The following is a 25,879-nucleotide window of genomic DNA, read 5'->3' as shown; positions in this document are numbered from 1 at the left end:
TCTTGCGCAAATAAGGTGCTATGGGCACGAAACAAGGCTTAAAGCGTACCGGAATAGAGCGCTTTCAGCGTATCTCTAAGCCAGACAAGCTTCGGGTTGTAGCTGTTGCGCTTATGCCATAGCAGGGTGAAGGGAACGCGCAGCTTTTCCAGATGCTGCGCCTCCAGGGGGAGCGGCCGGGAGACGAGCGGCAGCTGGTGCTGCTGATTATAGTGCTGACAGTAGCGCGGCGCGGTGGCCAGCATGGTGTGCTGCGGCTGAGCGGCCATAAAAAGTGATTGCTCAAACCCCGGCACGGTCAGCGCCACGTTACGCTTATACCCCAGCTCCTGCAGCACGTCGTCCAGGGCCCAGGTATCGCGTTGTTCCCAGCAGATAGTGATATGCGGATAGCGTAAGAATGCCGCCAGATCCCACTCTTCCCTGAGCGCCGGATGATCGGCGCGCAGCCAGACCTGCGGCAGGTCGGTGAACAGCACCTCAAAATCGATATACCACGGCAGCAGGCTCAGCAGCTCACGCGACTGCGGATGGCTTTCGCGTCCGCAGAAGCCGATATCCACCTCACCGCGGATGATGGCGTCCAGGGAGTCGTAGTCCCAGTTGCGCAAACGAATCAATGCCTGCGGATAGCGCTGATAGATGCGCTGAGAGAGGGTGTTAAACAGGATCATCAGCAGCGGCGCTTCCGCCGCCAGTTCGAATTTGAGGCCGCTGGGCATGGTATGGTGCGGTTTATCGAGGATTTGGTTGCCCATCTGCATCCAGTCCGCCAGATCCTGCTCCATGCTGCTGACCAGCGGCGTGGGCGCCAGGCCCAGCGGGGTTTTCACAAACAGCGGATCGTCAAACCAGGCGCGCAGTTTGGCCAGCGACTTGCTCACCGCTGACGGCGAAACGTTCATCCGCTTCGCCGTACGGGTAACGCTGAGCTCCTGGGTCAGGAGCTGCAGGCAGAGGAGTAAATTAAGATCAAGACTCGACAGCGGCTTCTTCATCGTATTGCGCAACCCGCGGCGGGGTGACGACCAGTAACAAAACAAGGCTCACTATGCTACAGGCAATGAGTATCCCGATCAGCATATTCATTGCGCTGAGTCCGATGATGGCGGCGAGCCAAATCCACAGCGATGAACCGCACACCTGCGCGATGCCGAGGACCGAGCTGGCGACGCCCGCGCGCAGCGTGAACGGCCCCAGCGCCTGGCTCATCGCGACGCCGAACCCAACGGAGAAGCCGGCGCAAATCATGCCCAGCCCGATCAGGGTGACGGCCTGGCGAGTGGCGAGGCTCAGCGTCACGCCTGCCGCCAGAAACAGCACCTGTGAGGTCAGCATTAAGGTGCGGGGATTAAACAGCGACAGGGCGAACGGCGTTGAGAAGGAGACCGCCATGCTGATCATCGCCATCAGAGCCATCGCCATTGAGTAAGTTCCCCGGTCGAACCCCATCTCTTCCATCATTAGTACCGGCGAGACGTTAACGTAGGTCAGGATCACCGTCACGCTGAGGGTGGTAATGAGTAAGCGGCTGAGGAAAAAGCGGTTCAACAGCGATTCGCCAGCGTCATGCTGCGGTGACGCTGCCTGCGGAGGCGCCGTCGGCCGCGTTTCACGCAGGATAAAGACCGACAGCACAGCGATCATGACGCCCATGCCGGTCATCGTGTAGAACAGGCTCTGCCACGGATATTTCAGCATAATCAGGTGGCCAAGCACCGGCGCCAGGACGGGGATAATGCAGGTGATGCCGTTGAGCAACGACAGCACCTTGGCGCGGCGACGGTCGTCCAGCGTATCGCGCAGGATAGCGAAAGCCACCACGTAGCAGCTGCCGGCGCCGATCCCCTGGATAAAGCGTCCGATGAGGAAGTGGCTGCTGGTATGCGCCTGGGCGCAGATCAGGGAGGCGATAACAAAGATCGCTGCACCTACAATAGCGACAGGCTTACGCCCCGAGCGGTCGGCGATGCGGCCAGCAAATAGCATCGCGGAGGCCATACCGGCCAGATAGACCGAGAAGGCGATATGTAATTGCGCCTCGCTGGCCCCCAGGTCCTGAGCAATACGCGGCAGGCCGACCAGATACATATCGATGCCGGAGGGGTAGAGCAGAACCAGGGCAAAGCTGCAGAGAAGAAAGCGTGTCATGGGATCCTCGCGATGTGAATGGCGTTCAGCATAGTGAGGAACGCGCCGTAAGACGAGTTGCCATTTGGACAACGCTCTTTTCCTGGCAGGAAATGCGAGCTAACGACTGCGGGTTCGCCAGACGCGGGCCATCCCCTCGCTCTCCGGGCGAACGCTTTCGAAGCCGAACTTCGCGTACAGTTCCGGCACATCCGCCACCAGCGTAACGTAGGCGCCATCAAAGGCGTTAGCGTCCAGCCAGGCGACCAGCTTCTCCATCACCAGCCGGCCAAGGCCTTTTCCCTGGTGAGCCGGATCGACGGCGACGTCGACAATATCGAAATTAATCGCGCCGTCGCCGACGATGCGTCCCATCGCGATCGGCGTCTCCTGCCAGAGGATATGTACGCCATAACAGCTATGCGGCAGTCCGGCTCTGGCGCCTTCCAGGGGGCGCGGCGACATGCCGGCGGCTACCCGCAGGTGGCAAAACGCTTCGGCGGAGGGCACCTTCTCGATCACGGTATATTCAACGGTCATGTTTTAGTCTCGCGGCAGAGGGGGAGATAAAAGTAGAGAACGTTGCGCCGCAAAGGGCAAGAAAAAACCCGCATTAACGCGGCGTTAATACGGGTTAGTGAACGTTCACGGACGAGGGGGGACTAAAACTTACTTGCCGATACAGAAGCTGGAGAAGATGCGGCCCAGCAGATCGTCGGAAGTGAACTCCCCGGTGATCTCGCTCAGCGCCTGCTGCGCGAGGCGCAGCTCTTCCGCCAGCAGCTCGCCGGCCCAGGCGCCCAGCAGCTGGGCTTTGCCTTGCTGCAGATGGTTCGCCGCCTCTTCCAGGGCCTGCAGGTGACGGCGGCGGGCGAGGAAGCCGCCTTCCATATTGGTATCGAAGCCCATGCTCTGCTTGAGGTGGTTACGTAGCACCTCCACGCCGTCGCCGGTACGTGCCGACAGGCGAATAAGTGAGTGGCCATTTACTTCGCTGATACCGAGCGCTTCGCCGGTGACATCGGCTTTATTGCGCACCACGGTAATCGGCAATTTAGCGGGCAGGCGCTCGATAAAGTCTGGCCAGATCTCCGCCGGGTCAACGGCGCCGGTGGTGGTGCCATCGACCATAAACAGCACCCGATCGGCCTGGGCAATCTCCTGCCAGGCGCGCTCGATGCCGATACGTTCCACTTCGTCATTAGCATCGCGCAGGCCTGCGGTATCGATGATATGCAGCGGCATGCCGTCGATATGGATATGCTCGCGTAGCACGTCGCGGGTGGTACCGGCGATATCGGTGACGATCGCCGCTTCGCGGCCCGCCAGGGCGTTCAGCAGGCTTGATTTACCGGCATTTGGCCGCCCGGCGATCACCACTTTCATCCCTTCGCGCAGCAGGCTGCCCTGACGAGCTTCCGCGCGGACGGCGTCGAGATCGGCCATCACCTCGTTCAGCTGGGCTTCAATTTTGCCGTCGGAAAGGAAATCGATTTCTTCATCCGGGAAGTCAATGGCCGCTTCCACGTAGATGCGCAGGTGAGTGAGCGCTTCCACAAGATGATTCACCCGCGCGGAGAACACCCCCTGCAGCGAATTCAGCGCCGAGCGCGCCGCCTGCTCTGAACTGGCGTCGATAAGGTCGGCGATGGCCTCTGCCTGCGCCAGATCGAGCTTGTCGTTGAGGAACGCGCGCTCGGAAAACTCACCCGGCCTGGCGATGCGCAGGCCCGGCAGGGTCAGAATACGTTTAAGCAGCAGGTCGAGAATGACCGGGCCGCCGTGGCCCTGCAGCTCAAGCACATCTTCCCCGGTAAAGGAGTTCGGCCCGGGGAACCACAGCGCAATCCCCTGATCCAGCGGGGTACCGTCAACGTCGTTGAACGGCAGGTAGTCGGCATAGCGCGGCTTCGGCAGCTTGCCCAGCACCGCCTGCGCGACGTCGCGCGCCTTAAGGCCGGAGATACGCAGGATGCCCACACCCCCGCGTCCCGGAGGGGTTGCCTGGGCGACGATAGTGTCGTTATGGCTCATGGTGACTCTCTATGTAGATGTAAAAAAGGCGGTCCATTGACCGCCTTCTCTGGCATTAACGTTACCGTAACTACTCTAAATTATCCAAGTCGCAGATGCGTTGGCTTGAAGAATGAAGAGTATCAGGATTTCTTCTTCTCGCGGCTATGCAGGCCACGTTTCTCCAGACCACGGTAAATTAGCTGCTGCTGAATAATGGTGACCAGGTTGCTGACGATGTAGTACACCACCAGGCCAGACGGGAACCACAGGAAGAACACCGTGAAGATGACCGGCATAAAGGTCATGATCTTCTGCTGCATCGGGTCGGTCACGGTGGTCGGCGACATCTTCTGGATGAAGAACATGGTCGCGCCCATGATGATCGGCAGGATGTAGTACGGGTCCTGAGCAGACAGGTCGTGGATCCACAGGATAAACGGCGCATGACGCAGTTCAACCGAGGCGCTCAGCATGTAGTACAGCGCAAGGAAGATCGGCATCTGAATAATCAGCGGGAAGCAGCCGCCCAGCGGGTTTACTTTTTCCGCTTTATACAGCGCCATCATCTCCTGGCTTTGACGTTGTTTATCGTCGCCCAGACGCTCACGCATGGCCTGAATCTTCGGCTGCAGCATGCGCATCTTCGCCATGGAGGTGTACTGCGCTTTGGTCAGCGGGTACATGATGCCACGAACGATAAAGGTGATAACGATGATCGAGAAGCCCCAGTTGCCGAGGAAGCTGTGGATGAATTTCAGCAGCTTGAACAGCGGTTGGGAGATGAACCACAGCCAGCCGTAGTCGACGGTCAGATCCAGGTGCGGCGCAACGGCAGCCATTTTGTCCTGAATAGCCGGGCCGACCCACAGCGTGCTCTGCAGTTTGTCGGTCTGGCCTGGCTGCACCAGTACCGGCTGCGATTTGTAGCCAATAGCGACAACGCCGTTGCCGAGGTTGGCGGTGTAGAAGTTATTCGTCCCGTTATTCCGCGGCACCCATGCGGTGGTGAAGTACTGCTGCAGCATGGCAACCCAACCGTTTTTGGTGCTGACGTTCAGGTTTTCGTTATCCAGAATGGTATCGAATTTATATTTCTCGTATTTCGAATCCGCAGTGGAGAACGCGGCGCCACGGAAAGTATGCATCGTGGACAGGCCACCGGTCTGCGTATCGCGACTGGTCGGCAGCGCAGCGGTCTGCTTCAGCTGACCGAAGGTTGAGACTTCCAGAGGCTTCTCGCTGGCATTCTGCACGCTGTAACCCACGTTCACCGCATAGCCACCGCGCTTCAGGGTGAAGGTTTTGGTGAAGACGTTGCCGGCTTTGTCAGTGTAGGTCAGCGGGATAACGAGCTCATCCTGGCCATCGGCCAGCACAAACGCCTCTTTATCGACGTTGTACAGCGGACGCGGGCCGTTTGCCGGGTTATCCGGACCGTCACGGCCGGTTAAGCCGCTCTGCGCCTGGTAGACAAACTGCGGCGTGGTTTCCAGTAACTGGAACGGTTCGGTCGATTTCAGCGTTTTTGGATACGCCAGAAGCAGCGCCTGCTCAATATCGCCACCGTTGGTGTTGATAGTCAGCTCAAGCACGTCGGTTTTAACCGTAATCAGTTTCCCCTGGCCACTGGCCGGTACGCCCTGGTCGGCGGCGCTACCCGCTGCTGTGGTCGTAGTCTGCGTGGTCTGCTGCTGGGGCTGCGGATTTTTGTCCTGCTCCCAGGCTTGCCAGATCATGAAAGACACGAACAACAAAGCGATGATAAGAAGATTGCGTTGCGAATCCATCGTTAGTGTTCTCTGGTATCAAATGGTCCAGGCGGGACGGGATCGTCACCACCAGGGTGTAAAGGGTGGCATTTTAATACGCGTTTCATCGTCAACCAACTGCCTTTTATCACTCCAAACCTGCGTAAGGCCTCAATTCCGTATTGAGAACAGGTTGGGGTGAAACGACAATGCGGCCCGAGTAGCGGACTAATCAGGCGCTGATAAACTCGAATCAGGCCGATCAGGACCCGCGAGCCAGGCGACAATGGCGGCGCCATAATTTTTCCAACGCTTCCGAGAGAGCACGGTTATCGAGGTCGGCAACCCCTCTTTTCGCCACCACCACGAAATCCATTGGCGGGAGTTCATGTTGACGCAAACGAAAACTTTCACGCGTCAGACGTTTAATCCGATTGCGTTCATGTGCGCGTTTCACGTTTTTCTTGGCGACGGTGAGACCGATGCGGGGATGCCCCAGCGAATTCAGGCGGCCGAGGATGGTGATTTGCGGCGTGCCAGCCCGTTGTGGCTGCTGGAAGACGAAAGTGAAATGACTGGGAGTTAACAAGCGTAACTCCCTGGGAAATGCGAGCTTAACCACGCAGGGTTAGCTTTATTACTTGGAAACGGTCAGACGAGCGCGGCCTTTAGCACGACGACGTGCCAGAACCTGACGACCATTTTTAGTAGCCATACGAGCACGGAAGCCGTGAGAACGGTTGCGCTTCAGTACAGACGGTTGAAAAGTGCGTTTCATGGCGATTTCTACCTAAACTTGAATAAATTCACTGACTTTTGCGTAGACCCGAACGAACTTCGAACGACTTACGCCTCAGCGTGGGTGATTAAAGAGGCCGGATTGTAATAATTGTACACTCCGGAGTCAATTCTCTTTCCTTATTTCTCGCACCTCGTCGCACAAAAAATAAGCTGAGACGCGTGACGAAAACGGGCATTACGCGCCGGGTGGGGGATTATACGGCCTGGCCAGTAAAGCGCAAGGATCCGCAAGGATCTTTATTAGATCGTTTCCGCCCAAAAGCGGCATAGCTCATTAATTTTTCCAATATGCGGCGGAAATCGTGCTTCACTCCCCGCAGGATCGATTACACTTACCCGGTTTCGATCCTTCCTGTGGATAAATCGGGAAGAATCTGTTGAGAAACACAAGATCTCTTTCTCAGTTTAGGCTATGATCCCCGGTCCCGATCGCGATCCCCGGATCCGCAGCGGGTAATAACCGCAGATAGCGGTTCGCACGTCACCCCTTTTGTGCAGGGGCTTTTCGGCTAATGCAGGGTCTTGTCGACGTGTGCCAACAATCACGATTGTTTCAGTTTTTCTTTGATATCGATTTTATGTTCGAGTGGAGTCCGCCGTGTCACTTTCGCTTTGGCAGCAGTGTCTTGCCCGATTGCAGGATGAGTTACCAGCCACAGAATTCAGCATGTGGATCCGCCCATTGCAGGCGGAACTGAGCGATAACACGCTGGCACTGTATGCGCCAAACCGTTTTGTGCTCGACTGGGTAAGGGACAAATACCTCAATAATATCAATGGACTCCTCAATGATTTTTGCGGTGCGGACGCCCCGCAGCTGCGTTTTGAGGTGGGCGCTAAGCCCGCCAGCTCGCTGCAGAAAGGGGCGGTAAGCCCGGCTGCGGCGGCCATTCCGGCGGCGCAGGTGCAGACCGCGCGCGCGGCGCCGACGATCGTGCGCCCTGGCTGGGATAATGTCCCGGCGCCGGCGGAGCCGACCTACCGCTCTAACGTTAACGTGAAACACACGTTTGATAACTTCGTCGAAGGTAAATCTAACCAGCTGGCCCGCGCGGCGGCGCGTCAGGTGGCGGATAACCCGGGCGGCGCCTACAACCCCCTGTTCCTCTATGGCGGGACGGGTCTGGGTAAAACTCACCTGCTGCACGCGGTGGGGAACGGCATTGTGGCGCGTAAGCCGAACGCGAAAGTGGTCTATATGCACTCCGAGCGTTTCGTTCAGGACATGGTTAAAGCGCTGCAGAACAACGCCATCGAAGAGTTTAAGCGTTACTACCGCTCCGTTGACGCCCTGCTGATCGATGACATTCAGTTCTTTGCCAATAAAGAACGATCCCAGGAAGAGTTTTTCCACACCTTCAATGCGCTTCTGGAAGGTAATCAGCAGATCATCCTGACGTCGGATCGTTATCCAAAAGAGATCAACGGCGTTGAGGATCGTCTAAAATCCCGCTTCGGCTGGGGGCTGACGGTGGCGATCGAGCCGCCGGAGCTGGAAACCCGCGTCGCGATCCTGATGAAAAAAGCCGACGAGAACGACATCCGCCTGCCGGGCGAAGTGGCGTTCTTTATTGCCAAGCGTCTGCGCTCGAACGTGCGTGAGCTGGAGGGGGCGCTGAACCGCGTTATCGCCAACGCCAACTTCACCGGCCGGGCGATCACCATCGATTTCGTGCGCGAAGCGCTGCGCGATCTGCTGGCGCTGCAGGAAAAACTGGTCACCATCGACAATATTCAAAAGACGGTGGCGGAGTACTACAAGATTAAGGTAGCGGATCTGCTGTCCAAACGCCGCTCCCGTTCGGTGGCGCGTCCTCGCCAGATGGCGATGGCGCTGGCCAAAGAGCTGACCAACCACAGCCTGCCGGAAATCGGCGATGCGTTTGGCGGCCGAGACCATACCACCGTGCTGCACGCCTGCCGCAAGATTGAGCAGCTGCGTGAAGAAAGCCACGACATTAAAGAAGATTTTTCCAATTTAATCAGAACATTATCCTCGTGACGCTATGAAATTTACCGTAGAACGTGAACATTTATTAAAACCGCTGCAACAGGTGAGCGGTCCGTTAGGTGGTCGTCCGACGCTGCCCATTCTCGGTAACCTGCTGCTTCAGGTCGCGGACGGCGCGCTGTCGCTGACCGGTACCGATCTTGAAATGGAGATGGTGGCGCGCGTGGCGCTGGTTCAGCCGCACGAAGCGGGCGCAACGACCGTTCCGGCACGGAAATTCTTTGATATCTGCCGCGGCCTGCCGGAAGGCGCGGAGATCGCGGTTCAGTTGGAAGGCGATCGCATGCTGGTGCGTTCCGGCCGCAGCCGCTTCTCGCTGTCGACCCTGCCCGCCGCCGATTTCCCGAATCTGGATGACTGGCAGAGTGAAGTGGAGTTTACCCTGCCGCAGGCGACCATGAAGCGTCTGATCGAAGCCACCCAGTTCTCGATGGCGCACCAGGATGTTCGTTACTACTTAAACGGCATGCTGTTTGAAACCGAAGGCAGCGAACTGCGCACGGTGGCCACCGATGGTCACCGCCTGGCGGTCTGTTCGATGCCGCTGGAAGCGTCGCTGCCGAACCATTCGGTGATCGTGCCGCGTAAAGGGGTGATTGAGCTGATGCGGATGCTCGACGGCGGCGATACCCCGCTGCGCGTGCAGATTGGCAGCAACAATATCCGCGCCCACGTTGGCGATTTTATCTTCACCTCTAAGCTGGTGGATGGCCGTTTCCCGGATTATCGCCGCGTATTGCCGAAAAATCCGGATAAACACCTCGAAGCGGGCTGCGATATTCTGAAGCAGGCTTTTGCGCGCGCGGCGATTCTCTCCAACGAGAAATTCCGCGGCGTGCGGCTGTACGTTAGCGAAAACCAGCTGAAAATCACCGCCAATAACCCGGAACAGGAAGAAGCGGAAGAGATTCTGGATGTGACCTACGCCGGAACGGAGATGGAGATTGGCTTCAACGTTAGCTATGTGCTGGATGTGCTGAATGCGCTGAAGTGCGAGAATGTACGCATTCTGCTGACGGATTCGGTGTCGAGCGTGCAGATTGAGGATGCGGCCTCTCAATCCGCAGCCTACGTTGTCATGCCTATGCGATTGTAGAATCTGCAAAGGGGCTGGTTTACTTGCCATTTCGCCTTCCGGCAGTGCTCGACAAAACGCTATGCGTTTTGGACGTCTGTAAGACGGTCCGAAGGACGAGCGGAGCGAGCAAATGCTCACGTACTTCGTGTACGCTCCGCTTTCTGCGCGCTGGCGGTAGACGAACTGGCTGCGACACCCACGCCCCTTGAATGATGACGAGCTGATATGTCGCTATCCCGACTCTTGATCAAAGACTTCCGCAATATTGAACATGCGGATCTCGCTTTATCTCCCGGCTTTAACTTCCTGGTTGGCGCGAACGGCAGCGGCAAAACCAGCGTGCTGGAAGCTATCTACACGCTTGGCCACGGCCGGGCATTTCGCAGTTTGCAAATTGGCCGAGTGATCCGCCACGAGCAGGATGCGTTTGTTCTGCATGGCCGTCTGCAGGGCGAAGAGCGGGAAACCGCCATCGGCCTGACCAAAGACAAACAGGGCGACAGCAAGGTGCGTATCGACGGCACCGACGGCCACAAAGTGGCGGAGCTGGCGCACCTGATGCCGATGCAGCTGATTACGCCGGAGGGGTTTACTTTACTCAACGGCGGCCCCAAATACAGAAGAGCATTCCTTGACTGGGGATGCTTTCATAACGAAGCCGGATTCTTCACCGCCTGGAGCAATCTGAAGCGCCTGGTCAAGCAGCGCAACGCCGCGCTGCGTCAGGTCAGCCGCTATGCCCAGCTGCGGCCTTGGGATCTGGAATTAATCCCGCTGGCGGAGCAGATCAGCCGCTGGCGTGCCGAATACAGCGCCGCTATCGTCGAAGACATGGCGGATACCTGTCAGCAATTTTTACCGGAATTCACGCTCACCTTCTCTTTCCAGCGCGGCTGGGAAAAAGAGACCGACTACGCGGAGGTGTTGGAGCGGAATTTCGAGCGCGACAGAATGTTAACCTACACCGCCCACGGCCCGCATAAAGCGGATTTTCGCATTCGCGCCGACGGGGCGCCGGTGGAAGATACCTTGTCGCGCGGGCAGCTTAAGCTGCTGATGTGCGCCCTGCGTCTGGCGCAAGGAGAATTCCTCACCCGCGTCAGCGGGCGGCGCTGCCTGTACCTGATAGATGATTTTGCCTCGGAACTTGATGATGCCCGCCGCGGTCTGTTATCCAGCCGCCTGAAAGCGACGCAGTCGCAGGTTTTCGTCAGCGCGATCAGCGCTGAACACGTTATGGACATGTCGGACAAAAATTCGAAGATGTTCCGCGTGGAAAAAGGTAAAATAACGGATTAACCCAAGATTAAATGAGCGAGAAACGTTGATGTCGAATTCTTATGACTCCTCCAGTATCAAAGTCCTGAAAGGGCTGGATGCGGTGCGTAAGCGCCCGGGTATGTATATCGGCGACACGGATGACGGCACCGGTCTGCACCACATGGTATTCGAGGTTGTGGATAACGCTATCGACGAAGCGCTCGCGGGTTACTGCAAAGATATCGTTGTCACCATCCACAGCGATAACTCCGTCTCCGTCCAGGATGACGGCCGCGGCATCCCGACCGGCATTCACCCGGAAGAGGGCGTCTCCGCAGCGGAAGTTATCATGACCGTCCTGCACGCTGGCGGTAAATTCGATGATAACTCCTATAAAGTTTCCGGCGGTCTGCACGGCGTAGGCGTCTCGGTGGTTAACGCCCTGTCGCAGAAGCTGGAGCTGGTTATCCAGCGCGATAACAAAGTTCACAAGCAGATGTACGAACACGGTGTGCCGCAGGCACCGCTGGCCGTGACTGGCGAAACCGACAAAACCGGCACCATGGTGCGTTTCTGGCCAAGCCTGGAAACCTTCACCAATGTCACCGAATTTGAATATGACATCCTGGCGAAACGCCTGCGCGAGCTGTCGTTCCTGAACTCCGGCGTCTCTATCCGCCTGCGCGATAAGCGCGATGGCAAAGAAGACCATTTCCACTACGAAGGCGGCATCAAGGCGTTCGTTGAGTATCTCAACAAGAACAAAACGCCGATCCACCCGAATATTTTCTATTTCTCCACCGAAAAAGACGGTATCGGCGTGGAAGTGGCCCTGCAGTGGAACGACGGCTTCCAGGAAAACATCTACTGCTTTACCAACAACATTCCGCAGCGTGACGGCGGTACTCACCTCGCCGGCTTCCGCGCGGCGATGACCCGTACCCTTAACGCCTATATGGACAAAGAGGGCTACAGCAAAAAAGCGAAAGTCAGCGCCACCGGCGACGATGCGCGTGAAGGCCTGATTGCCGTGGTATCCGTGAAGGTGCCGGATCCGAAATTCTCCTCGCAGACCAAAGACAAGCTGGTCTCCTCCGAGGTGAAATCGGCGGTGGAGCAGCAGATGAACGAACTGCTGAGCGAATACCTGCTGGAAAACCCATCCGATGCGAAAATCGTGGTCGGCAAAATTATTGACGCCGCGCGCGCCCGTGAGGCCGCACGTCGCGCCCGTGAGATGACTCGCCGTAAAGGCGCGCTGGATCTGGCAGGCCTGCCGGGCAAACTGGCGGATTGCCAGGAGCGCGACCCGGCGCTGTCCGAACTGTACCTGGTGGAAGGGGACTCCGCGGGCGGCTCTGCTAAACAGGGTCGTAACCGCAAGAACCAGGCGATCCTGCCGCTGAAGGGTAAAATCCTTAACGTTGAGAAAGCCCGCTTCGATAAAATGCTCTCTTCCCAGGAAGTGGCGACGCTGATCACCGCGCTGGGCTGCGGTATCGGTCGCGATGAGTACAATCCGGATAAACTGCGCTACCACAGCATCATCATCATGACCGATGCGGACGTCGACGGCTCGCACATTCGTACCCTGCTGTTGACCTTCTTCTATCGTCAGATGCCGGAGATCGTTGAGCGCGGCCACGTCTACATTGCCCAGCCGCCGCTGTACAAAGTGAAGAAAGGCAAGCAGGAACAGTACATTAAAGACGACGAAGCGATGGATCAGTATCAGATCTCCATCGCGCTCGACGGTGCGACCCTGCACACCAACGCCAATGCGCCGGCGCTGGCGGGCGAACCGCTGGAAAAACTGGTTGCCGAGTTCAATGCCACCCAGAAAATGATTGGCCGCATGGAGCGCCGCTTCCCGAAAGCGCTGCTGAAAGAGCTTATCTATCAGCCGACCCTGACCGAGGCCGACCTGGCGGACGAGCAGAAGGTGACCCGCTGGGTGAACACCCTGGTCTCAGAGCTGAACGAGAAAGAACAGCACGGCAGCCAGTGGAAATTCGATCTCCACGAGAACAAAGAACTGCAGCATTTTGAGCCGGTTATTCGCGTACGTACCCACGGCGTGGATACCGACTATCCGCTGGATAACGAGTTCATTATGGGGCCGGAATATCGTCGTATTTGTGCCCTGGGCGAGAAACTGCGCGGCCTGATGGAAGAAGATGCTTACATCGAGCGCGGCGAACGTCGTCAGCCGGTAGCCAGCTTCGAGCAGGCCCTGGACTGGCTGGTGAAAGAGTCCCGTCGCGGTCTCTCCATCCAGCGCTATAAAGGTCTGGGCGAGATGAACCCGGATCAGCTGTGGGAAACCACCATGGATCCGGACAGCCGTCGCATGCTGCGCGTGACCGTCAAGGATGCCATCGCTGCCGATCAGCTGTTCACCACCCTGATGGGCGATGCCGTTGAGCCGCGTCGCGCGTTTATCGAAGAGAATGCCCTGAAAGCGGCGAATATCGATATTTAAGCCGCATGTTTCCCGGTAACGAGTTTTACCGGGGCAACAGGATGTATAAGCCCGGTCGCATCGCGCGATCGGGCTTTTCTTTTGCCGCTAAAAGAGGAATCCGCTGCTGCGGTTCCATCCCCCTTTCTGGCCGACACTTTTACTGTTTTTTGAGCGGAATCGCGTTAGCATGAGGGGAGACTCATCTTACCCGGGGACCCTATGGCTATTAAACTGATTGCAATCGATATGGACGGCACGCTGCTGCTGCCCGACCATACCATCTCTCCAGCGGTGAAAGCCGCCATCGCCGCGGCGCGCGAGCGCGGTGTTAACGTGGTGCTGACCACCGGTCGCCCTTACGCTGGCGTCCACAGCTATTTGAAAGAGCTGCATATGGAGCAGCCGGGTGATTACTGCATTACCTACAATGGCGCGCTGGTGCAGAAGGCTGGTGACGGAAGCACCGTCGCGCAAACCGCGCTGAGCTATGACGACTATCGCTTCCTTGAGCAGCTCTCCCGCGAGGTTGGCTCCCACTTCCATGCGCTGGATCGCAATACGCTGTATACCGCGAACCGCGATATCAGCTACTACACCGTCCACGAATCCTATGTGGCAACCATTCCGCTGGTGTTCTGCGAAGCGGAGAAAATGGATCCTGAGATCCAGCTGCTGAAAGTGATGATGATTGATGAGCCGGCAATCCTCGACCAGGCCATCGCCCGTATTCCGGCGGAAGTGAAAGAGAAGTACACCGTGCTGAAAAGTGCGCCTTACTTCCTCGAAATACTGGATAAACGCGTCAATAAAGGCACTGGCGTGAAGTCGCTGGCCGATGCGCTGGGCATCAAGCCGGAAGAGATTATGGCGATTGGCGATCAGGAAAATGATATCGCGATGATTGAATTTGCCGGCGTCGGCGTGGCAATGGATAACGCCATTCCTGCGGTCAAAGAAGCGGCGAACTTCATCACCAAATCGAACCTTGAAGATGGCGTTGCCTTCGCCATTGAAAAATACGTTTTAGCGTAAACTTCTTTCCGGCCCGGCGTTCGCCGGGTCTGTCTTCTCTTTTTTCATGAACAGATGTTAATCCGCATTTAAATCCCTCAATCCTTGCAGGGGATTCTATAAGCTACCCGCCCTCTTTTTAGCAACTCAGAACTAACATCATACTTTTCATGAATATATACCACCGTTTGATGTTGGTTACGCTGCCATTCGCCTCTGTTCAGATTTGCGCGGCCGCGGAACCAACGGCGCCGCTCGAACCGGCGTATGCCTATCACGGCGCAGAGCCCGCGGATCTGCCGGTGCCAGAAAGTCGCCAGCCTGCGGTCGCAGCATCGTCCTCGCTACTCCCTTTGCTAGGCGATGAGGCCAGAAAGCGCGGCTACGTCCTGCCGCTGCCGTTTGGCGTCAGCATTAACTATATGGATATGCGGCAGAATATTAATGTCGACAGCATAAACTTCACCGGGCTGTCGCTGGATGGCCGCAATATCGATTGCGGTAAGGATCCTGTCTGCAAGCACGCCGTGAATAACATTTTCGCAAATGGGCCGGTCTCGCTGGATAACGCTTTCCAGATTGGCGTTGGTCATACGCGGGAAAGCAGCAAAACCGAGACGCTCAAGCTGGATGCCTGGCTGCTGCCGTTTATGAACGTTTATGGCCTGGTGGGGCACACCGAAGGGCATTCAATTTCGCAGATAGCTGTCGGCCTGAAGGGACCGAACGGTAAAGTGGTGCCCCTGCCGGGGATGCAGGATCTCGACTTTCGTCTCGATTTTAAAGGTACTACCTACGGGATGGGCACCACCCTGGTGGGCGGCGTCGGCAATTGGTTTACCGTGCTGGACGCCAACTACACGCAAACGCGCTTTGATATCCTCGACGGCAGCATCGATGCGCTTACCTTTTCGCCGCGCGTTGGCTATCGTTTCAGTACGCCATCGGTCGATGCGCTGCATCTCCCCGCCGGAAAGCTAAATCTGTGGGTTGGCAGCATGTATCAGGATGTGCAGCAGGAGTTTAAAGGCAGCCTCAGCGATCTCTCGATGCCGTCGCCGATGCTGCAGAATATGGTTAATCTGGCCAACCAGGACAATAACGGTCGCTTCGATGTGAAGCAGCATCTTCAGTCGCCATGGAACGTTCTGGTGGGCGCGCAATACGAGCTGACGCAGAATTTTAATATTACTACCGAGTTTGGCTTTGCCGAACGTAACAGTTTTTTTATTGCCGGCGAGTATCGCTTTTGAGCCGACTGTTTATCACTTTTCTGCTGCTGATGGCCTGCCCGACAGGCAGCCAGGCCGAGGCGCTCAGCCGCGAGAAAATCGACGGCTGGCTGCAGCATCTCGGCGCCAGCGATAAGTTCGACGCCAGCAAAGGCATCGACTGGGGCGTGATGCCCGGTCCGTTCTATACGCCGGAACTAGGGTTGGGCATTGGCACCGCTGTCGTCGGCCTGTATCGTCCCGACCCGCAGGATACCACCAGCCAGAACTCGACCCTGACGCTCAGCGGCTACGCCAGCTCTACCGGCGCCTTTGGCCTCAACGTGAAAAACTACACCTTTTTCGATCGTGATCTGTGGCGCGTTTTTGTCGAAGGGTCGATAGCCAATACGCCCACTTATTATTGGGGGCAGGGTTTTCATGCCGGAGATAAAGACAATGAAAAAGAGAAGTATACCGCCCAGGTACTGACCCTGCGACCCACCCTTTATCGGCAGCTTATCGATCATGTTTATCTCGGGGCGGGATGGTCGCTGGCGGCGCAGAATGCCGATGAGATGGACCATGACGATCGGCCGAAGATAGAAAACACTCCGCAGGGGCCGTCGGTATTCAGCTCCGGCGCCAGCATCGATATTAACTGGGACGATCGCGACTTTGTCCCTAACCCGCGCCGGGGTCAGTATGCCAACCTCCGCTATACCCACTATGCGCCCGGATTAGGTAGCGATACCCGCTTTGAGGAATTTCAGCTGCACTATAGCCATTATCATGCCCTGAGCGAGAAAAGCGTGCTCGCCTGGGAGGCCGATGGCGCCTTCACCTAGGGCGAGGTACCGTGGAGCATGATGCCGCTGCTCGGCAGCGATGAACGGATGCGCGGCTACTACCAGGGGCGCTACCGGGATAAAAACGTCGTCAGCGGTCAGCTGGAATATCGCCGGCAGCTCACCTGGCGGCACGGGATTGTCGCCTGGGCCGGGGCGGGAACCATGGGGCCCTCACTGTCGTCGCTGAATAATGGCCGCTGGCTGCCTTCGGCGGGCGTTGGCTACCGCTTTGAATTCAAACCTCGCGTTAATGTTCGCCTCGACTACGGTATCGGCAAAGGCAGCAGCGGCTTTTACTTCCAGGTCGGCGAAGCGTTTTAACGCCTCCTCCCCTTAATTTTCTCTCTTATCGCCTCTTGCCAGGGCCGCTGCGCTTTAATTTTCATGAATTGTTCTTTTTGTGATCCAAATTGTAGTACAACACAATAATGTTGTACTACATTACGCTCATGTTGATAACGTACAGCATCACGTTAGTAGTACAAACATGAGGCGAAATTCAGCAGCGACGGTAAAGTAGAGCAGTACACATAGAGCACAAGGACTCTCCATGACTCTCAATAAGACCGATCGCATTGTGATCTCGCTGGGCAAACAGATCGTCAGCGGTAAATACGTCCCGGGTTCGGCGCTTCCGGCCGAAGCGGAACTCTGTGAGGAGTTTGAAACCTCGCGCAACATCATTCGTGAAGTGTTTCGTTCCCTGATGGCGAAGCGGCTGATTGAAATGAAGCGCTATCGCGGCGCGTTTGTCGCTCCCAGAAACCAGTGGAACTACCTCGACACCGAGGTGCTGCAGTGGGTACTGGAAAATGACTATGACCCGCGTCTTATCAGCGCGATGAGTGAAGTGCGCAACCTGGTTGAACCCGCCATTGCCCGTTGGGCGGCGGAACGCGCCACCTCAAGCGATCTGGCGGAAATCGAGTCGGCGCTCAATGACATGATCGCCAACAACCAAAACCGGGATGCCTTTAACGAAGCGGATATTCGCTACCACGAGGCGGTGCTGCAGTCAGTACATAACCCGGTTTTGCAGCAGCTTAGCGTGGCGATCAGTTCGCTGCAGCGGGCGGTATTTGAACGGACCTGGATGGGCGATGAAGGCAACATGCCGAAAACCCTCCAGGAACATAAAGCGCTATTTGACGCCATTCGGCATCAGGATAGCGACGCGGCGGAGCAGGCGGCGTTGACGATGATCGCCAGCTCGACACGAAGGCTTAAGGAAATCACATGACGGCTCGCTACATCGCAATAGATTGGGGATCGACGAATTTACGCGCCTGGCTTTATCAGGGCGAAGAATGCCTGGAAAGCAGGCAATCTGAAGCAGGCGTAACGCGCCTGAATGGTCGCTCTCCCGCTGCGGTGTTAGCGGAAATCACACAGCACTGGCGCGATGGCGCCACACCGGTGGTGATGGCAGGGATGGTCGGCAGCAACGTGGGCTGGAAAATCGCCCCTTATTTGCCGCTTCCTGCCGCTTTCTCGGATATTGGCCAGCAGTTAACTGCCGTTGGCGACAATATCTGGATAATTCCCGGCCTTTGCGTTTCCCGTGACGATAACCATAACGTCATGCGTGGGGAAGAAACGCAGCTGCTGGGCGCTCGCGCCTTAGCCCCTTCGTCTGTCTACGTGATGCCGGGAACCCACTGCAAGTGGGTACTGGCCGATCGCCGGCAAATTCACGATTTTCGTACCGTTTTGACCGGTGAATTGCATCATCTGTTGCTTCAGCACTCGCTGGTGGGCGCCGGCTTACCGCCGCAGGAAACGTCCGCTGCCGCATTCGCGGCAGGTCTGCAGCGCGGTATCAACAACCCCGCCGTCCTGCCGCAGCTGTTTGAAGTTCGCGCTTCGCACGTGCTGGGCGCGCTGCCTCGCGAGCAGGTTAGCGAATTTCTTTCCGGCCTGCTGATTGGCGCTGAAGTTGCCACCCTCAGCGACACATTCGCCGGACAGCAGGCGATCAGTCTCGTCGCTGGGTCATCGTTAACATCCCGCTATCAGCAGGCATTCGCCGCCATTGGCCGCGAAGTCAGCGCGGTTGCGGGCGATACGGCATTTCAGACAGGAATAAGGAGCATCGCTTATGCAGTGGCAAACTAACCTTCCACTTATCGCTATCCTGCGCGGTATTACGCCAGACGAGGCGCTGGCTCACGTTGGCGCCGTTATCGACGCCGGTTTCGACGCGGTCGAAATCCCGCTGAACTCGCCGCAGTGGGAGAAAAGTATTCCGCAGGTCGTCGACGCTTACGGCGAGCAGGCGCTTATCGGCGCGGGCACGGTGCTGCAACCGGAGCAGGTCGACAGGCTGGCGGCCATGGGCTGTCGGCTGATTGTGACGCCAAACATTCAACCGGAAGTGATCCGGCGAGCGGTGGGTTACGGCATGACCGTGTGTCCAGGCTGCGCCACCGCCAGCGAAGCCTTTAGCGCGCTCGATGCCGGCGCGCAGGCTCTGAAAATCTTCCCGTCATCGGCTTTTGGCCCGGATTACATCAAAGCGTTGAAAGCCGTGCTTCCGCCCGAGGTTCCGGTCTTTGCCGTTGGCGGCGTGACGCCGGAAAACCTGGCGCAGTGGATTAATGCCGGCTGTGTTGGGGCAGGATTGGGTAGCGATCTCTATCGTGCCGGCCAGCCGGTTGAACGTACCGCGCAGCAGGCAGCCGCATTCGTAAAAGCGTATCGAGAGGCAGTGAAATGAAAATAACCAATATCACCACGTACCGTTTACCTCCGCGTTGGATGTTCCTGAAGATTGAAACCGATGAAGGCATCGTCGGCTGGGGCGAACCGGTGATTGAAGGGCGCGCCCGTACGGTGGAGGCAGCCGTTCATGAATTTGGCGATTACCTGATTGGTCAGGATCCGGCGCGGATTAATGACCTGTGGCAGGTAATGTACCGCGGCGGCTTTTATCGCGGCGGCCCGATTATGATGAGCGCCATCGCCGGTATTGATCAGGCGCTATGGGATATTAAAGGTAAGGTCCTGAATGCCCCAGTGTGGCAACTGATGGGCGGGCTGGTGCGCGACAAAATTAAAGCCTACAGCTGGGTGGGCGGCGACCGCCCCGCCGAAGTGATTGACGGGATTAAGAAGCTGCGCGGCATTGGTTTTGACACCTTTAAATTAAACGGCTGCGAAGAGATGGGTATCATTGATAATTCCCGCGCGGTTGATGCCGCGGTGAATACCGTGGCGCAAATCCGCGAAGCGTTTGGCAATGAAATTGAGTTTGGTCTCGATTTTCACGGCCGCGTTAGCGCGCCGATGGCTAAGGTATTAATTAAAGAGCTGGAGCCATATCGCCCATTATTTATTGAGGAGCCGGTATTAGCCGAGCAGGCGGAATATTATCCGCGGCTGGCGGCGCAAACCCATATTCCCATTGCCGCCGGCGAACGTATGTTTTCGCGCTTTGAATTTAAACGGGTCCTGGAAGCGGGCGGGGTGGCTATTTTACAACCCGATCTGTCGCACGCAGGCGGTATTACCGAATGCTATAAAATTGCCGGCATGGCGGAAGCCTATGACGTTGGGCTGGCGCCGCACTGTCCGCTGGGGCCGATCGCGCTGGCAGCCTGTCTGCACGTTGATTTCGTTTCGCATAACGCGGTCTTCCAGGAGCAGAGCATGGGGATCCATTACAACAAAGGCGCCGAACTGCTTGATTTTGTGAAAAACAAAGAAGATTTCAATATGGAAGGCGGCTTCTTTAAACCTCTGATGAAGCCGGGGCTGGGCGTGGAAATTGATGAGGCCCGCGTGATTGAGTTAAGTAAAAACGCGCCGGACTGGCGAAATCCGTTGTGGCGGTATGAGGATGGATCTGTCGCCGAATGGTAAATGCGCGTCATACTTCGCACTGGTGATGCGTTGGCTGCATTTTCTTACCCTGGTCACATACTATTGTATGCTTCCAGGGATGCGAAAATTTGCCGCCTTTCCCCAGCACGAATTATTTAGCGCATCGCAACATAGTTATTAATAAAAAACAAAAACACCCTCTGTAAATTACCGGGCATGGTGAGCGGCTTCGCTATGCCCAAAATCTGGAGACAGATTGCGATGGATATTTCAGTTACCGCTGTAAAAACCGGGCGTCGCCGTTATCTGACGCTCATCATGATCTTTATTACCGTGGTTATTTGTTATGTAGACCGTGCCAACCTCGCCGTCGCCTCGGCGCATATTCAGGAGGAGTTTGGTATTAGCAAAGCGGAAATGGGCTACGTATTTTCCGCCTTTGCCTGGCTGTATACCCTCTGCCAGATCCCTGGCGGTTGGTTCCTTGACCGCGTGGGATCCAGGCTTACCTACTTTATCGCTATATTTGGCTGGTCGGTGGCGACGTTGCTACAAGGCTTCGCCACCGGCTTAATGTCGCTTATCGGTTTACGCGCCATTACCGGCATCTTCGAAGCGCCAGCCTTCCCGACCAACAACCGCATGGTGACCAGCTGGTTCCCGGAGCACGAGCGCGCTTCCGCCGTCGGGTTTTATACCTCGGGGCAATTTGTTGGCCTGGCTTTCCTCACGCCGCTGCTGATCTGGATCCAGGAGCTATTGAGCTGGCACTGGGTGTTTATCGTTACCGGCGGTATCGGCATTATCTGGTCGCTGATCTGGTTCAAGGTTTATCAACCGCCGCGCCTGACTAAAAGCATCAGTAAAGCCGAACTCGACTATATCCGCGACGGCGGCGGCCTGGTGGATGGCGATGCGCCGGTGAAGAAAGAGGCGCGTCAACCGTTATCGAAAGCGGACTGGAAGCTGGTTTTTCACCGCAAGCTGGTTGGCGTTTACCTTGGACAGTTCGCGGTAACCTCGACGCTGTGGTTCTTCCTGACCTGGTTTCCGAACTACTTAACCCAGGAAAAAGGCATCACCGCGCTGAAGGCCGGCTTTATGACCACGGTGCCCTTCCTCGCCGCGTTTTTTGGCGTCCTGCTGTCTGGTTGGCTGGCGGATAAGCTGGTGAAAAAAGGCTACTCGCTGGGCGTGGCGCGCAAAACGCCGATCATCTGTGGACTGTTGATCTCCACCTGCATCATGGGGGCAAACTACACCAACGACCCCATCTGGATCATGGCGCTGATGGCGCTGGCGTTCTTCGGTAACGGTTTTGCGTCTATCACCTGGTCGCTGGTCTCCTCCCTGGCGCCGATGCGCCTGATAGGCCTGACCGGCGGGGTGTTTAACTTTGTTGGCGGCCTGGGCGGTATCACCGTTCCGCTGGTGATTGGCTATCTGGCGCAGGATTACGGCTTTGGCCCGGCGCTGGTTTATATCTCCGTGGTGGCGTTGATAGGCGCGCTGTCTTATATCCTGCTGGTCGGCGATGTGAAACGTGTAGGCTAATTTTTTGCGATACGCTACCCTGATGCGTAAGTCTCGCATCAGGGTATCGTCATGAAACAAGTCACTTTTGCTCCCCGTCATCACCAGCTTACCAATATTAATACCTGGACTCCCGACAGCCAGTGGCTGGTATTCGACGTTCGTCCGTCCGGCGCATCGTTTACCGGCGAAACCATTGAGCGAGTGAACGTAAACAGCGGTACTGTGGAGACCATTTATCGTGCCACGCAGGGCGCGCACGTGGGCGTGGTAACCGTGCATCCAACCCAGGAGCGCTATGTGTTTATTCATGGCCCCGAGCGGCCGGATGCGCAGTGGCAGTATGATTTTCATCATCGCCGCGGGGTGGTGGCCTTTCAGGGGGCTGTCGAGAATCTGGACGCCATGGACATTACCCCCCCCTACACGCCCGGCGCACTGCGCGGCGGCAGCCACGTCCATGTCTATAGCCCCAACGGTCAGTTTGTCAGTTTTACCTACAACGATCACGTGCTGCACGAGCGCGATCCGGCGCTGGATCTGCGCAACGTCGGCGTGGCGGCGCCCTATGGACCGGTGACGCCGCAGGGACAGCATCCGCGCGAATATGGCGGCAGCCACTGGTGCGTGCTGGTAAGCCGCACGACGCCGGCACCCGCGCCGGGCAGCGATGAGATTAATCGCGCCTATGAGGAGGGCTGGGTCGGGAACCATACTCTGGCGTTTATTGGCGATACGCTGGCGGAAAATGGCGATAAAGTGCCTGAGCTGTTTATTGTCGATCTGCCGCAGGATGAAGCCGGCTGGAAGCAGCCTGGCGGGGCGCCGCTGGCCGGTACCGCAACCACAATGCCGGCGCCGCCGGCGGGCGTCAGCCAGCGTCGTTTGACCTTCACCCACCATCGCCGCTACCCGGGACTGGTGAACGTCCCGCGCCACTGGGTGCGCGCCAATCCCCAGGCGACGGCGATAGCCTTTCTGATGCGCGACGACGCCGGCGTAGTGCAGCTGTGGCTTATTTCCCCGCAGGGGGGCGAGCCGCGGCAGTTGACGCATCACGCGTCGGGTATCCAGTCGGCGTTTAACTGGCATCCGTCGGGAGAGTGGCTGGGTTTTGCGCTGGAGGATCGGATTGCCTGCTGCCATGCCGGTACGGGAGATATCACCTTTTTAACCGATACGCATGCGCATGCGCCCTCGGCGGACGCGATCGTCTTTTCGCCAGACGGTAAACAGATTGCCTGGATGGAGGAGGTGGACGGTTATCGTCAGCTGTGGGTTACGCAGACCGGACGATAACTTACTGGGCAGGCATCGGCGCTGGCGGGATCACCGAGTTGGTCGCCAGCGTAGCCTTCTCGCTCTTTTCGACCCGAGATTTGATTGAGCTGTCGGTGCGGAACATATCCCACGGCAGCAGCAGGGTATCCATGACGGCGGTGAACGGCATGTCCAGCGCCACCAGCGATTTCACACCCCAGTTGGTATCGCTGTCCCCCAGCGTTTGCGCACTGGATCGCGTGCCCGGATAGGTTCCCTCTTTGCCACCGGTATGTGACATTACGCTGGAGCAACCGCTCAGGCTTATTATCCCGCTGAACAGGACCAGCTTTAACAGTCGTCTGCTTTTCATTGTTCTTCCATTGTCGTTTCGGGCGTTGAGATAACCTTTCAGCGGTTATATCGGGCCATCCCGTGAATGCATAGTGTTATTGCGCCGCACTGTGGCGGGCATCGCACTTTGCTTTTTGTGCTCCTCCACCCAGTCTAAGCAATCATCGATAAACTGCAAAAAAAATTGCCCTCAATCCCTTGAAAAGCACGGGGAGAAACCCATTTTATAGGTGTAACCCACTGAGAATACGCCTGAGGGGTATTCCGGATTACCGCGGCCTGTCCACGATGGAAGGTCATTTGATTCTCGCTGATTTTCAGGAGCTATTTACTATGCGTAACTTCGATCTTTCCCCGCTATATCGTTCAGCCATTGGTTTCGACCGCCTGTTCAACCTGCTGGAAAACAATCAAAGCCAGAGCAACGGCGGCTACCCTCCGTATAACGTCGAGCTGGTAGACGAAAACCACTATCGCATCGCTATCGCGGTGGCTGGCTTTGCTGAAAGCGAGCTGGAGATCACTGCCCAGGACAATCTGCTGATCGTCAAAGGCGCCCACGCCGCCGAGCAGAAAGAGCGGACCTACCTGTATCAGGGGATCGCCGAGCGCAACTTCGAGCGCAAATTCCAGCTGGCGGAAAACATTCACGTCCGCGGCGCCAATCTGGTGAACGGCCTGCTGTATATCGATCTGGAACGGGTGATCCCGGAAGCGAACAAGCCGCGCCGCATCGAAATCAACTAATTGTCCGTTTCAGGCCGCGTGGCGGCCTGATGTAACAACCTGCTCGCCGTCAGGGAGCAGATGCGAATTTACAGAATTCGCAGGTATTCACTCGCTTCTTAGAAGGAGAAAACAGTATGCGTAACTACGATTTATCCCCCCTGCTGCGTCAATGGATCGGTTTTGACAAACTGGCCAGCGCCCTGCAAACCGCCGGTGAAAGCCAAAGCTTCCCGCCCTATAACATCGAAAAAAGCGACGATAACCACTACCGCATTACCCTTGCGCTGGCCGGTTTCCGTCAGGAAGATCTGGATATTCAACTGGAAGGCACCCGTCTGGTGGTGAAAGGCACGCCGCAGCAGCCGGAAAAAGAGACCACATGGCTGCACCAGGGGTTGGTGAGCCAGGCCTTCAGCCTGAGCTTCACCCTCGCCGACAACATGGAGGTCTCAGGCGCGACCTTCACCAATGGCCTGCTGCATATCGATCTGACCCGCAATGAGCCTGAGCAGATCGCCCCGCAGCGTATCGCCATCAGCGAACGACCGGCATTAAATAGTTAATTAAGCGAATAACTTATAAGGCCCCGATTTTCGGGGCTTTTTTGTGTGCGAGAGCACAATAAACTTCCTTGCTGCAACGGGTGTTTCAGTTTAAAAAACAATCATACTTTGGGACTCACTCAAACAAGGATACGTTATGAACGAACAGCAGCCATTTGAAGCGATTAGAAAGAGCGATGAGGCGGGGCGGGAGTATTGGTCTGCCCGCAACCTTGGTTCCCTGCTTGACTATAAAGAGTGGCGGAATTTTTATAAGGTCATTGCAAAAGCGATAATTTCATGTGAGGCGAGTGGTCATCCCTCGGCAGACCATTTTGTTGAAACCAACAAAATGGTCGAATTAGGTTCTGGCGCCAGCAGGAATCTTGAAGATTTCCACCTCTCACGCTACGCCTGCTATCTGGTAGTGCAAAATGGCGATCCGTCGAAACCGGTGATTGCTGCGGGGCAAACGTACTTTGCCTTGCAAACCCGGCGCCAGGAATTGCAAGATGATCAAATATTTAAGTCTCTACGAGAGGATGAAAAGCGACTGTTCCTGCGCAATGAGCTCAAAGAGCATAATAAACATCTGGTTGAAACGGCCCAACGTGCTGGTGTTGAGACGACTCTTGATTTTGCTGTCTTTCAAAACCATGGTTATAAAGGTCTCTATGGTGGTCTTGACCAAAAAGCAATCCATGAGCGTAAGGGCCTAAAGAAAAGCCAAAAAATACTCGACTATATGGGATCGACTGAGCTCGCGGCCAACCTGTTTCGTGCTACCCAAACGGAAGAAAAACTACGTCGGGACGCGGTTGATTCGAAGCAACTCGCCAACAAAACGCATTATGACGTAGGGCAAAAAGTACGCCAGACTATTAAAGACCTGGGTGGCACTATGCCTGAAGCACTTCCTTCCCCGGAGAAAAGTATTCAGCAACTCACTATCGCAGCGAAAAATAAGAACGCGCCTGAGTAGCGTATCTTACTCCATGATTATTGTGCGCCAGGCAGCATACAATCCGCCTGGCCGCGGTCATAATCCCTGTTAATAA

24 protein-coding genes, 1 pseudogene and 1 other annotated feature are annotated in these 25,879 nt (G+C 56.6%); of the genes and pseudogenes, 16 read left to right on the top strand and 9 right to left on the bottom strand.

Going from position 1 to position 25,879, the window contains the following annotated elements:
* Window positions 1-38: 38 nt before the first annotated feature.
* The 8 genes from yidZ to rpmH form a co-directional block, all read right to left on the bottom strand.
* A complete protein-coding gene (yidZ, locus tag DR88_RS02360; RefSeq protein WP_004150300.1) occupies window positions 39-998 on the bottom strand; it encodes an HTH-type transcriptional regulator YidZ in 960 nt (319 codons plus the stop codon).
* A complete protein-coding gene (locus tag DR88_RS02365) occupies window positions 973-2,151 on the bottom strand; it encodes an MFS transporter (protein ID WP_025861338.1) in 1,179 nt (392 codons plus the stop codon). Before DR88_RS02365 ends, yidZ begins: the two co-directional genes overlap by 26 nt.
* Before the next feature lie 99 nt (window positions 2,152-2,250).
* Complete coding sequence (locus tag DR88_RS02370; protein ID WP_004151539.1) at window positions 2,251-2,670, bottom strand: GNAT family N-acetyltransferase; 420 nt, start codon at window positions 2,668-2,670, stop codon at window positions 2,251-2,253.
* Window positions 2,671-2,799: 129 nt separating this feature from the next.
* Window positions 2,800-4,164 (bottom strand): tRNA uridine-5-carboxymethylaminomethyl(34) synthesis GTPase MnmE, encoded by a 1,365-nt coding sequence (gene mnmE / locus DR88_RS02375; RefSeq protein ID WP_004150297.1) that lies wholly within the window; start codon window positions 4,162-4,164, stop codon window positions 2,800-2,802.
* Between the two features lie 122 nt (window positions 4,165-4,286).
* Window positions 4,287-5,933, bottom strand: coding sequence for a membrane protein insertase YidC (gene yidC / locus DR88_RS02380; RefSeq protein ID WP_004150295.1), 1,647 nt, complete (start codon window positions 5,931-5,933; stop codon window positions 4,287-4,289).
* 2 nt (window positions 5,934-5,935) lie between these two features.
* Complete coding sequence (gene yidD, locus DR88_RS0126765; protein WP_004151536.1) at window positions 5,936-6,193, bottom strand: membrane protein insertion efficiency factor YidD; 258 nt, start codon at window positions 6,191-6,193, stop codon at window positions 5,936-5,938.
* Window positions 6,157-6,516: a ribonuclease P protein component gene (rnpA, locus tag DR88_RS28680; protein WP_004151535.1), complete on the bottom strand. Its 360-nt coding sequence runs from the start codon at window positions 6,514-6,516 to the stop codon at window positions 6,157-6,159. The genes yidD and rnpA overlap by 37 nt, the downstream gene beginning before the upstream one ends.
* Before the next feature lie 15 nt (window positions 6,517-6,531).
* Window positions 6,532-6,672 carry a 50S ribosomal protein L34 gene (rpmH, locus tag DR88_RS0126760; protein ID WP_000831330.1) on the bottom strand — a complete coding sequence of 47 codons (141 nt, stop codon included), beginning with the start codon at window positions 6,670-6,672 and terminating at the stop codon, window positions 6,532-6,534.
* A 621-nt stretch (window positions 6,673-7,293) separates the two neighbouring features.
* On the opposite strand from rpmH, the gene dnaA reads away from it, so the two are divergent.
* The 13 genes and pseudogenes from dnaA to DR88_RS02445 all read left to right on the top strand — a co-directional run bounded on the left by dnaA (window position 7,294) and on the right by DR88_RS02445 (window position 23,235).
* The gene (dnaA, locus tag DR88_RS02390) at window positions 7,294-8,697 is read left to right on the top strand and encodes a chromosomal replication initiator protein DnaA (protein ID WP_004151534.1); all 1,404 of its coding nucleotides are present in this window, start codon (window positions 7,294-7,296) and stop codon (window positions 8,695-8,697) included.
* Between the two features lie 4 nt (window positions 8,698-8,701).
* Window positions 8,702-9,802, top strand: coding sequence for a DNA polymerase III subunit beta (gene dnaN / locus DR88_RS02395; RefSeq protein ID WP_004145090.1), 1,101 nt, complete (start codon window positions 8,702-8,704; stop codon window positions 9,800-9,802).
* A gap of 207 nt (window positions 9,803-10,009) precedes the next feature.
* Window positions 10,010-11,083, top strand: coding sequence for a DNA replication/repair protein RecF (gene recF / locus DR88_RS02400; protein ID WP_004150293.1), 1,074 nt, complete (start codon window positions 10,010-10,012; stop codon window positions 11,081-11,083).
* Between the two features lie 28 nt (window positions 11,084-11,111).
* The gene (gyrB, locus tag DR88_RS02405) at window positions 11,112-13,526 is read left to right on the top strand and encodes a DNA topoisomerase (ATP-hydrolyzing) subunit B (protein WP_004173845.1); all 2,415 of its coding nucleotides are present in this window, start codon (window positions 11,112-11,114) and stop codon (window positions 13,524-13,526) included.
* Between the two features lie 201 nt (window positions 13,527-13,727).
* Window positions 13,728-14,540, top strand: a complete 813-nt coding sequence (yidA, locus tag DR88_RS02410) for a sugar-phosphatase (protein WP_004151530.1) — start codon at window positions 13,728-13,730, stop codon at window positions 14,538-14,540.
* Window positions 14,541-14,689: 149 nt separating this feature from the next.
* A complete protein-coding gene (locus DR88_RS02415) occupies window positions 14,690-15,772 on the top strand; it encodes a porin family protein (protein ID WP_004150289.1) in 1,083 nt (360 codons plus the stop codon).
* Window positions 15,769-16,902 (top strand): annotated as a pseudogene (locus DR88_RS0126755) (BamA/TamA family outer membrane protein). The gene DR88_RS02415 and the pseudogene DR88_RS0126755 overlap by 4 nt, the downstream one beginning before the upstream one ends.
* 229 nt (window positions 16,903-17,131) lie before the next feature.
* Window positions 17,132-17,821 (top strand): D-galactonate utilization transcriptional regulator DgoR, encoded by a 690-nt coding sequence (gene dgoR / locus DR88_RS02420; protein WP_004145084.1) that lies wholly within the window; start codon window positions 17,132-17,134, stop codon window positions 17,819-17,821.
* Entirely contained in the window at window positions 17,818-18,696 is an 879-nt protein-coding gene (locus DR88_RS02425) for a 2-dehydro-3-deoxygalactonokinase (protein WP_004145083.1), read from the top strand. The genes dgoR and DR88_RS02425 overlap by 4 nt, the downstream gene beginning before the upstream one ends.
* Window positions 18,680-19,297 carry a 2-dehydro-3-deoxy-6-phosphogalactonate aldolase gene (locus DR88_RS02430; protein ID WP_004181595.1) on the top strand — a complete coding sequence of 206 codons (618 nt, stop codon included), beginning with the start codon at window positions 18,680-18,682 and terminating at the stop codon, window positions 19,295-19,297. The genes DR88_RS02425 and DR88_RS02430 overlap by 17 nt, the downstream gene beginning before the upstream one ends.
* Window positions 19,294-20,442 (top strand): galactonate dehydratase, encoded by a 1,149-nt coding sequence (gene dgoD, locus DR88_RS02435; RefSeq protein ID WP_004150286.1) that lies wholly within the window; start codon window positions 19,294-19,296, stop codon window positions 20,440-20,442. Before DR88_RS02430 ends, dgoD begins: the two co-directional genes overlap by 4 nt.
* Before the next feature lie 177 nt (window positions 20,443-20,619).
* On the top strand, window positions 20,620-21,957 hold the full coding sequence (locus DR88_RS02440) for an MFS transporter (RefSeq protein ID WP_004150285.1): 1,338 nt from the start codon (window positions 20,620-20,622) through the stop codon (window positions 21,955-21,957).
* 51 nt (window positions 21,958-22,008) lie between these two features.
* Complete coding sequence (locus DR88_RS02445; protein WP_004150284.1) at window positions 22,009-23,235, top strand: YidR family protein; 1,227 nt, start codon at window positions 22,009-22,011, stop codon at window positions 23,233-23,235.
* A gap of 1 nt (window position 23,236) precedes the next feature.
* Here the strand turns inward: DR88_RS02445 and DR88_RS02450 are convergent, their stop codons facing one another.
* The gene (locus tag DR88_RS02450) at window positions 23,237-23,569 is read right to left on the bottom strand and encodes a YceK/YidQ family lipoprotein (protein WP_004151524.1); all 333 of its coding nucleotides are present in this window, start codon (window positions 23,567-23,569) and stop codon (window positions 23,237-23,239) included.
* A gap of 245 nt (window positions 23,570-23,814) precedes the next feature.
* Window positions 23,815-23,890 (top strand) — a sequence feature (ROSE (Repression Of Heat Shock gene Expression) occurs in the 5'-region of heat shock genes and acts as an RNA thermometer to modulate expression.).
* Here DR88_RS02450 and ibpA point away from each other — a divergent pair.
* From ibpA to dinD, 3 genes are all read left to right on the top strand, one after another.
* A complete protein-coding gene (ibpA, locus tag DR88_RS02455) occupies window positions 23,884-24,297 on the top strand; it encodes a small heat shock chaperone IbpA (protein WP_004151523.1) in 414 nt (137 codons plus the stop codon). Its footprint overlaps the feature before it by 7 nt.
* 116 nt (window positions 24,298-24,413) lie before the next feature.
* The gene (gene ibpB / locus DR88_RS02460) at window positions 24,414-24,842 is read left to right on the top strand and encodes a small heat shock chaperone IbpB (protein WP_004145074.1); all 429 of its coding nucleotides are present in this window, start codon (window positions 24,414-24,416) and stop codon (window positions 24,840-24,842) included.
* Between the two features lie 136 nt (window positions 24,843-24,978).
* Window positions 24,979-25,803: a DNA damage-inducible protein D gene (dinD, locus tag DR88_RS02465; RefSeq protein ID WP_025861329.1), complete on the top strand. Its 825-nt coding sequence runs from the start codon at window positions 24,979-24,981 to the stop codon at window positions 25,801-25,803.
* Window positions 25,804-25,879: the final 76 nt, after the last annotated feature.

Origin of the sequence: Klebsiella pneumoniae, from assembly GCF_000742135.1 — a bacterium.
GTDB lineage: Bacteria > Pseudomonadota > Gammaproteobacteria > Enterobacterales > Enterobacteriaceae > Klebsiella > Klebsiella pneumoniae.
This window is presented reverse-complemented; position numbering and strand designations above follow the sequence as displayed.

What these genes read in the sequence shown, in the direction of transcription:
- yidA (WP_004151530.1), top strand. Translation starts at nt 13,728, where the DNA reads ATGGCTATTAAACTGATTGCAATCGATATGGACGGCACGCTGCTGCTG.
- dgoD (WP_004150286.1), top strand. Translation starts at nt 19,294, where the DNA reads ATGAAAATAACCAATATCACCACGTACCGTTTACCTCCGCGTTGGATG.
- mnmE (WP_004150297.1), bottom strand. Translation starts at nt 4,164, where the DNA reads ATGAGCCATAACGACACTATCGTCGCCCAGGCAACCCCTCCGGGACGC.
- DR88_RS02430 (WP_004181595.1), top strand. Translation starts at nt 18,680, where the DNA reads ATGCAGTGGCAAACTAACCTTCCACTTATCGCTATCCTGCGCGGTATT.
- DR88_RS02365 (WP_025861338.1), bottom strand. Translation starts at nt 2,151, where the DNA reads ATGACACGCTTTCTTCTCTGCAGCTTTGCCCTGGTTCTGCTCTACCCC.
- DR88_RS02445 (WP_004150284.1), top strand. Translation starts at nt 22,009, where the DNA reads ATGAAACAAGTCACTTTTGCTCCCCGTCATCACCAGCTTACCAATATT.
- DR88_RS02440 (WP_004150285.1), top strand. Translation starts at nt 20,620, where the DNA reads ATGGTGAGCGGCTTCGCTATGCCCAAAATCTGGAGACAGATTGCGATG.
- ibpA (WP_004151523.1), top strand. Translation starts at nt 23,884, where the DNA reads ATGCGTAACTTCGATCTTTCCCCGCTATATCGTTCAGCCATTGGTTTC.
- gyrB (WP_004173845.1), top strand. Translation starts at nt 11,112, where the DNA reads ATGTCGAATTCTTATGACTCCTCCAGTATCAAAGTCCTGAAAGGGCTG.
- DR88_RS02415 (WP_004150289.1), top strand. Translation starts at nt 14,690, where the DNA reads ATGAATATATACCACCGTTTGATGTTGGTTACGCTGCCATTCGCCTCT.
- DR88_RS02450 (WP_004151524.1), bottom strand. Translation starts at nt 23,569, where the DNA reads ATGAAAAGCAGACGACTGTTAAAGCTGGTCCTGTTCAGCGGGATAATA.
- ibpB (WP_004145074.1), top strand. Translation starts at nt 24,414, where the DNA reads ATGCGTAACTACGATTTATCCCCCCTGCTGCGTCAATGGATCGGTTTT.
- yidZ (WP_004150300.1), bottom strand. Translation starts at nt 998, where the DNA reads ATGAAGAAGCCGCTGTCGAGTCTTGATCTTAATTTACTCCTCTGCCTG.
- yidD (WP_004151536.1), bottom strand. Translation starts at nt 6,193, where the DNA reads ATGGCGCCGCCATTGTCGCCTGGCTCGCGGGTCCTGATCGGCCTGATT.
- DR88_RS02425 (WP_004145083.1), top strand. Translation starts at nt 17,818, where the DNA reads ATGACGGCTCGCTACATCGCAATAGATTGGGGATCGACGAATTTACGC.
- dgoR (WP_004145084.1), top strand. Translation starts at nt 17,132, where the DNA reads ATGACTCTCAATAAGACCGATCGCATTGTGATCTCGCTGGGCAAACAG.
- recF (WP_004150293.1), top strand. Translation starts at nt 10,010, where the DNA reads ATGTCGCTATCCCGACTCTTGATCAAAGACTTCCGCAATATTGAACAT.
- DR88_RS02370 (WP_004151539.1), bottom strand. Translation starts at nt 2,670, where the DNA reads ATGACCGTTGAATATACCGTGATCGAGAAGGTGCCCTCCGCCGAAGCG.
- yidC (WP_004150295.1), bottom strand. Translation starts at nt 5,933, where the DNA reads ATGGATTCGCAACGCAATCTTCTTATCATCGCTTTGTTGTTCGTGTCT.
- rpmH (WP_000831330.1), bottom strand. Translation starts at nt 6,672, where the DNA reads ATGAAACGCACTTTTCAACCGTCTGTACTGAAGCGCAACCGTTCTCAC.
- dnaN (WP_004145090.1), top strand. Translation starts at nt 8,702, where the DNA reads ATGAAATTTACCGTAGAACGTGAACATTTATTAAAACCGCTGCAACAG.
- dinD (WP_025861329.1), top strand. Translation starts at nt 24,979, where the DNA reads ATGAACGAACAGCAGCCATTTGAAGCGATTAGAAAGAGCGATGAGGCG.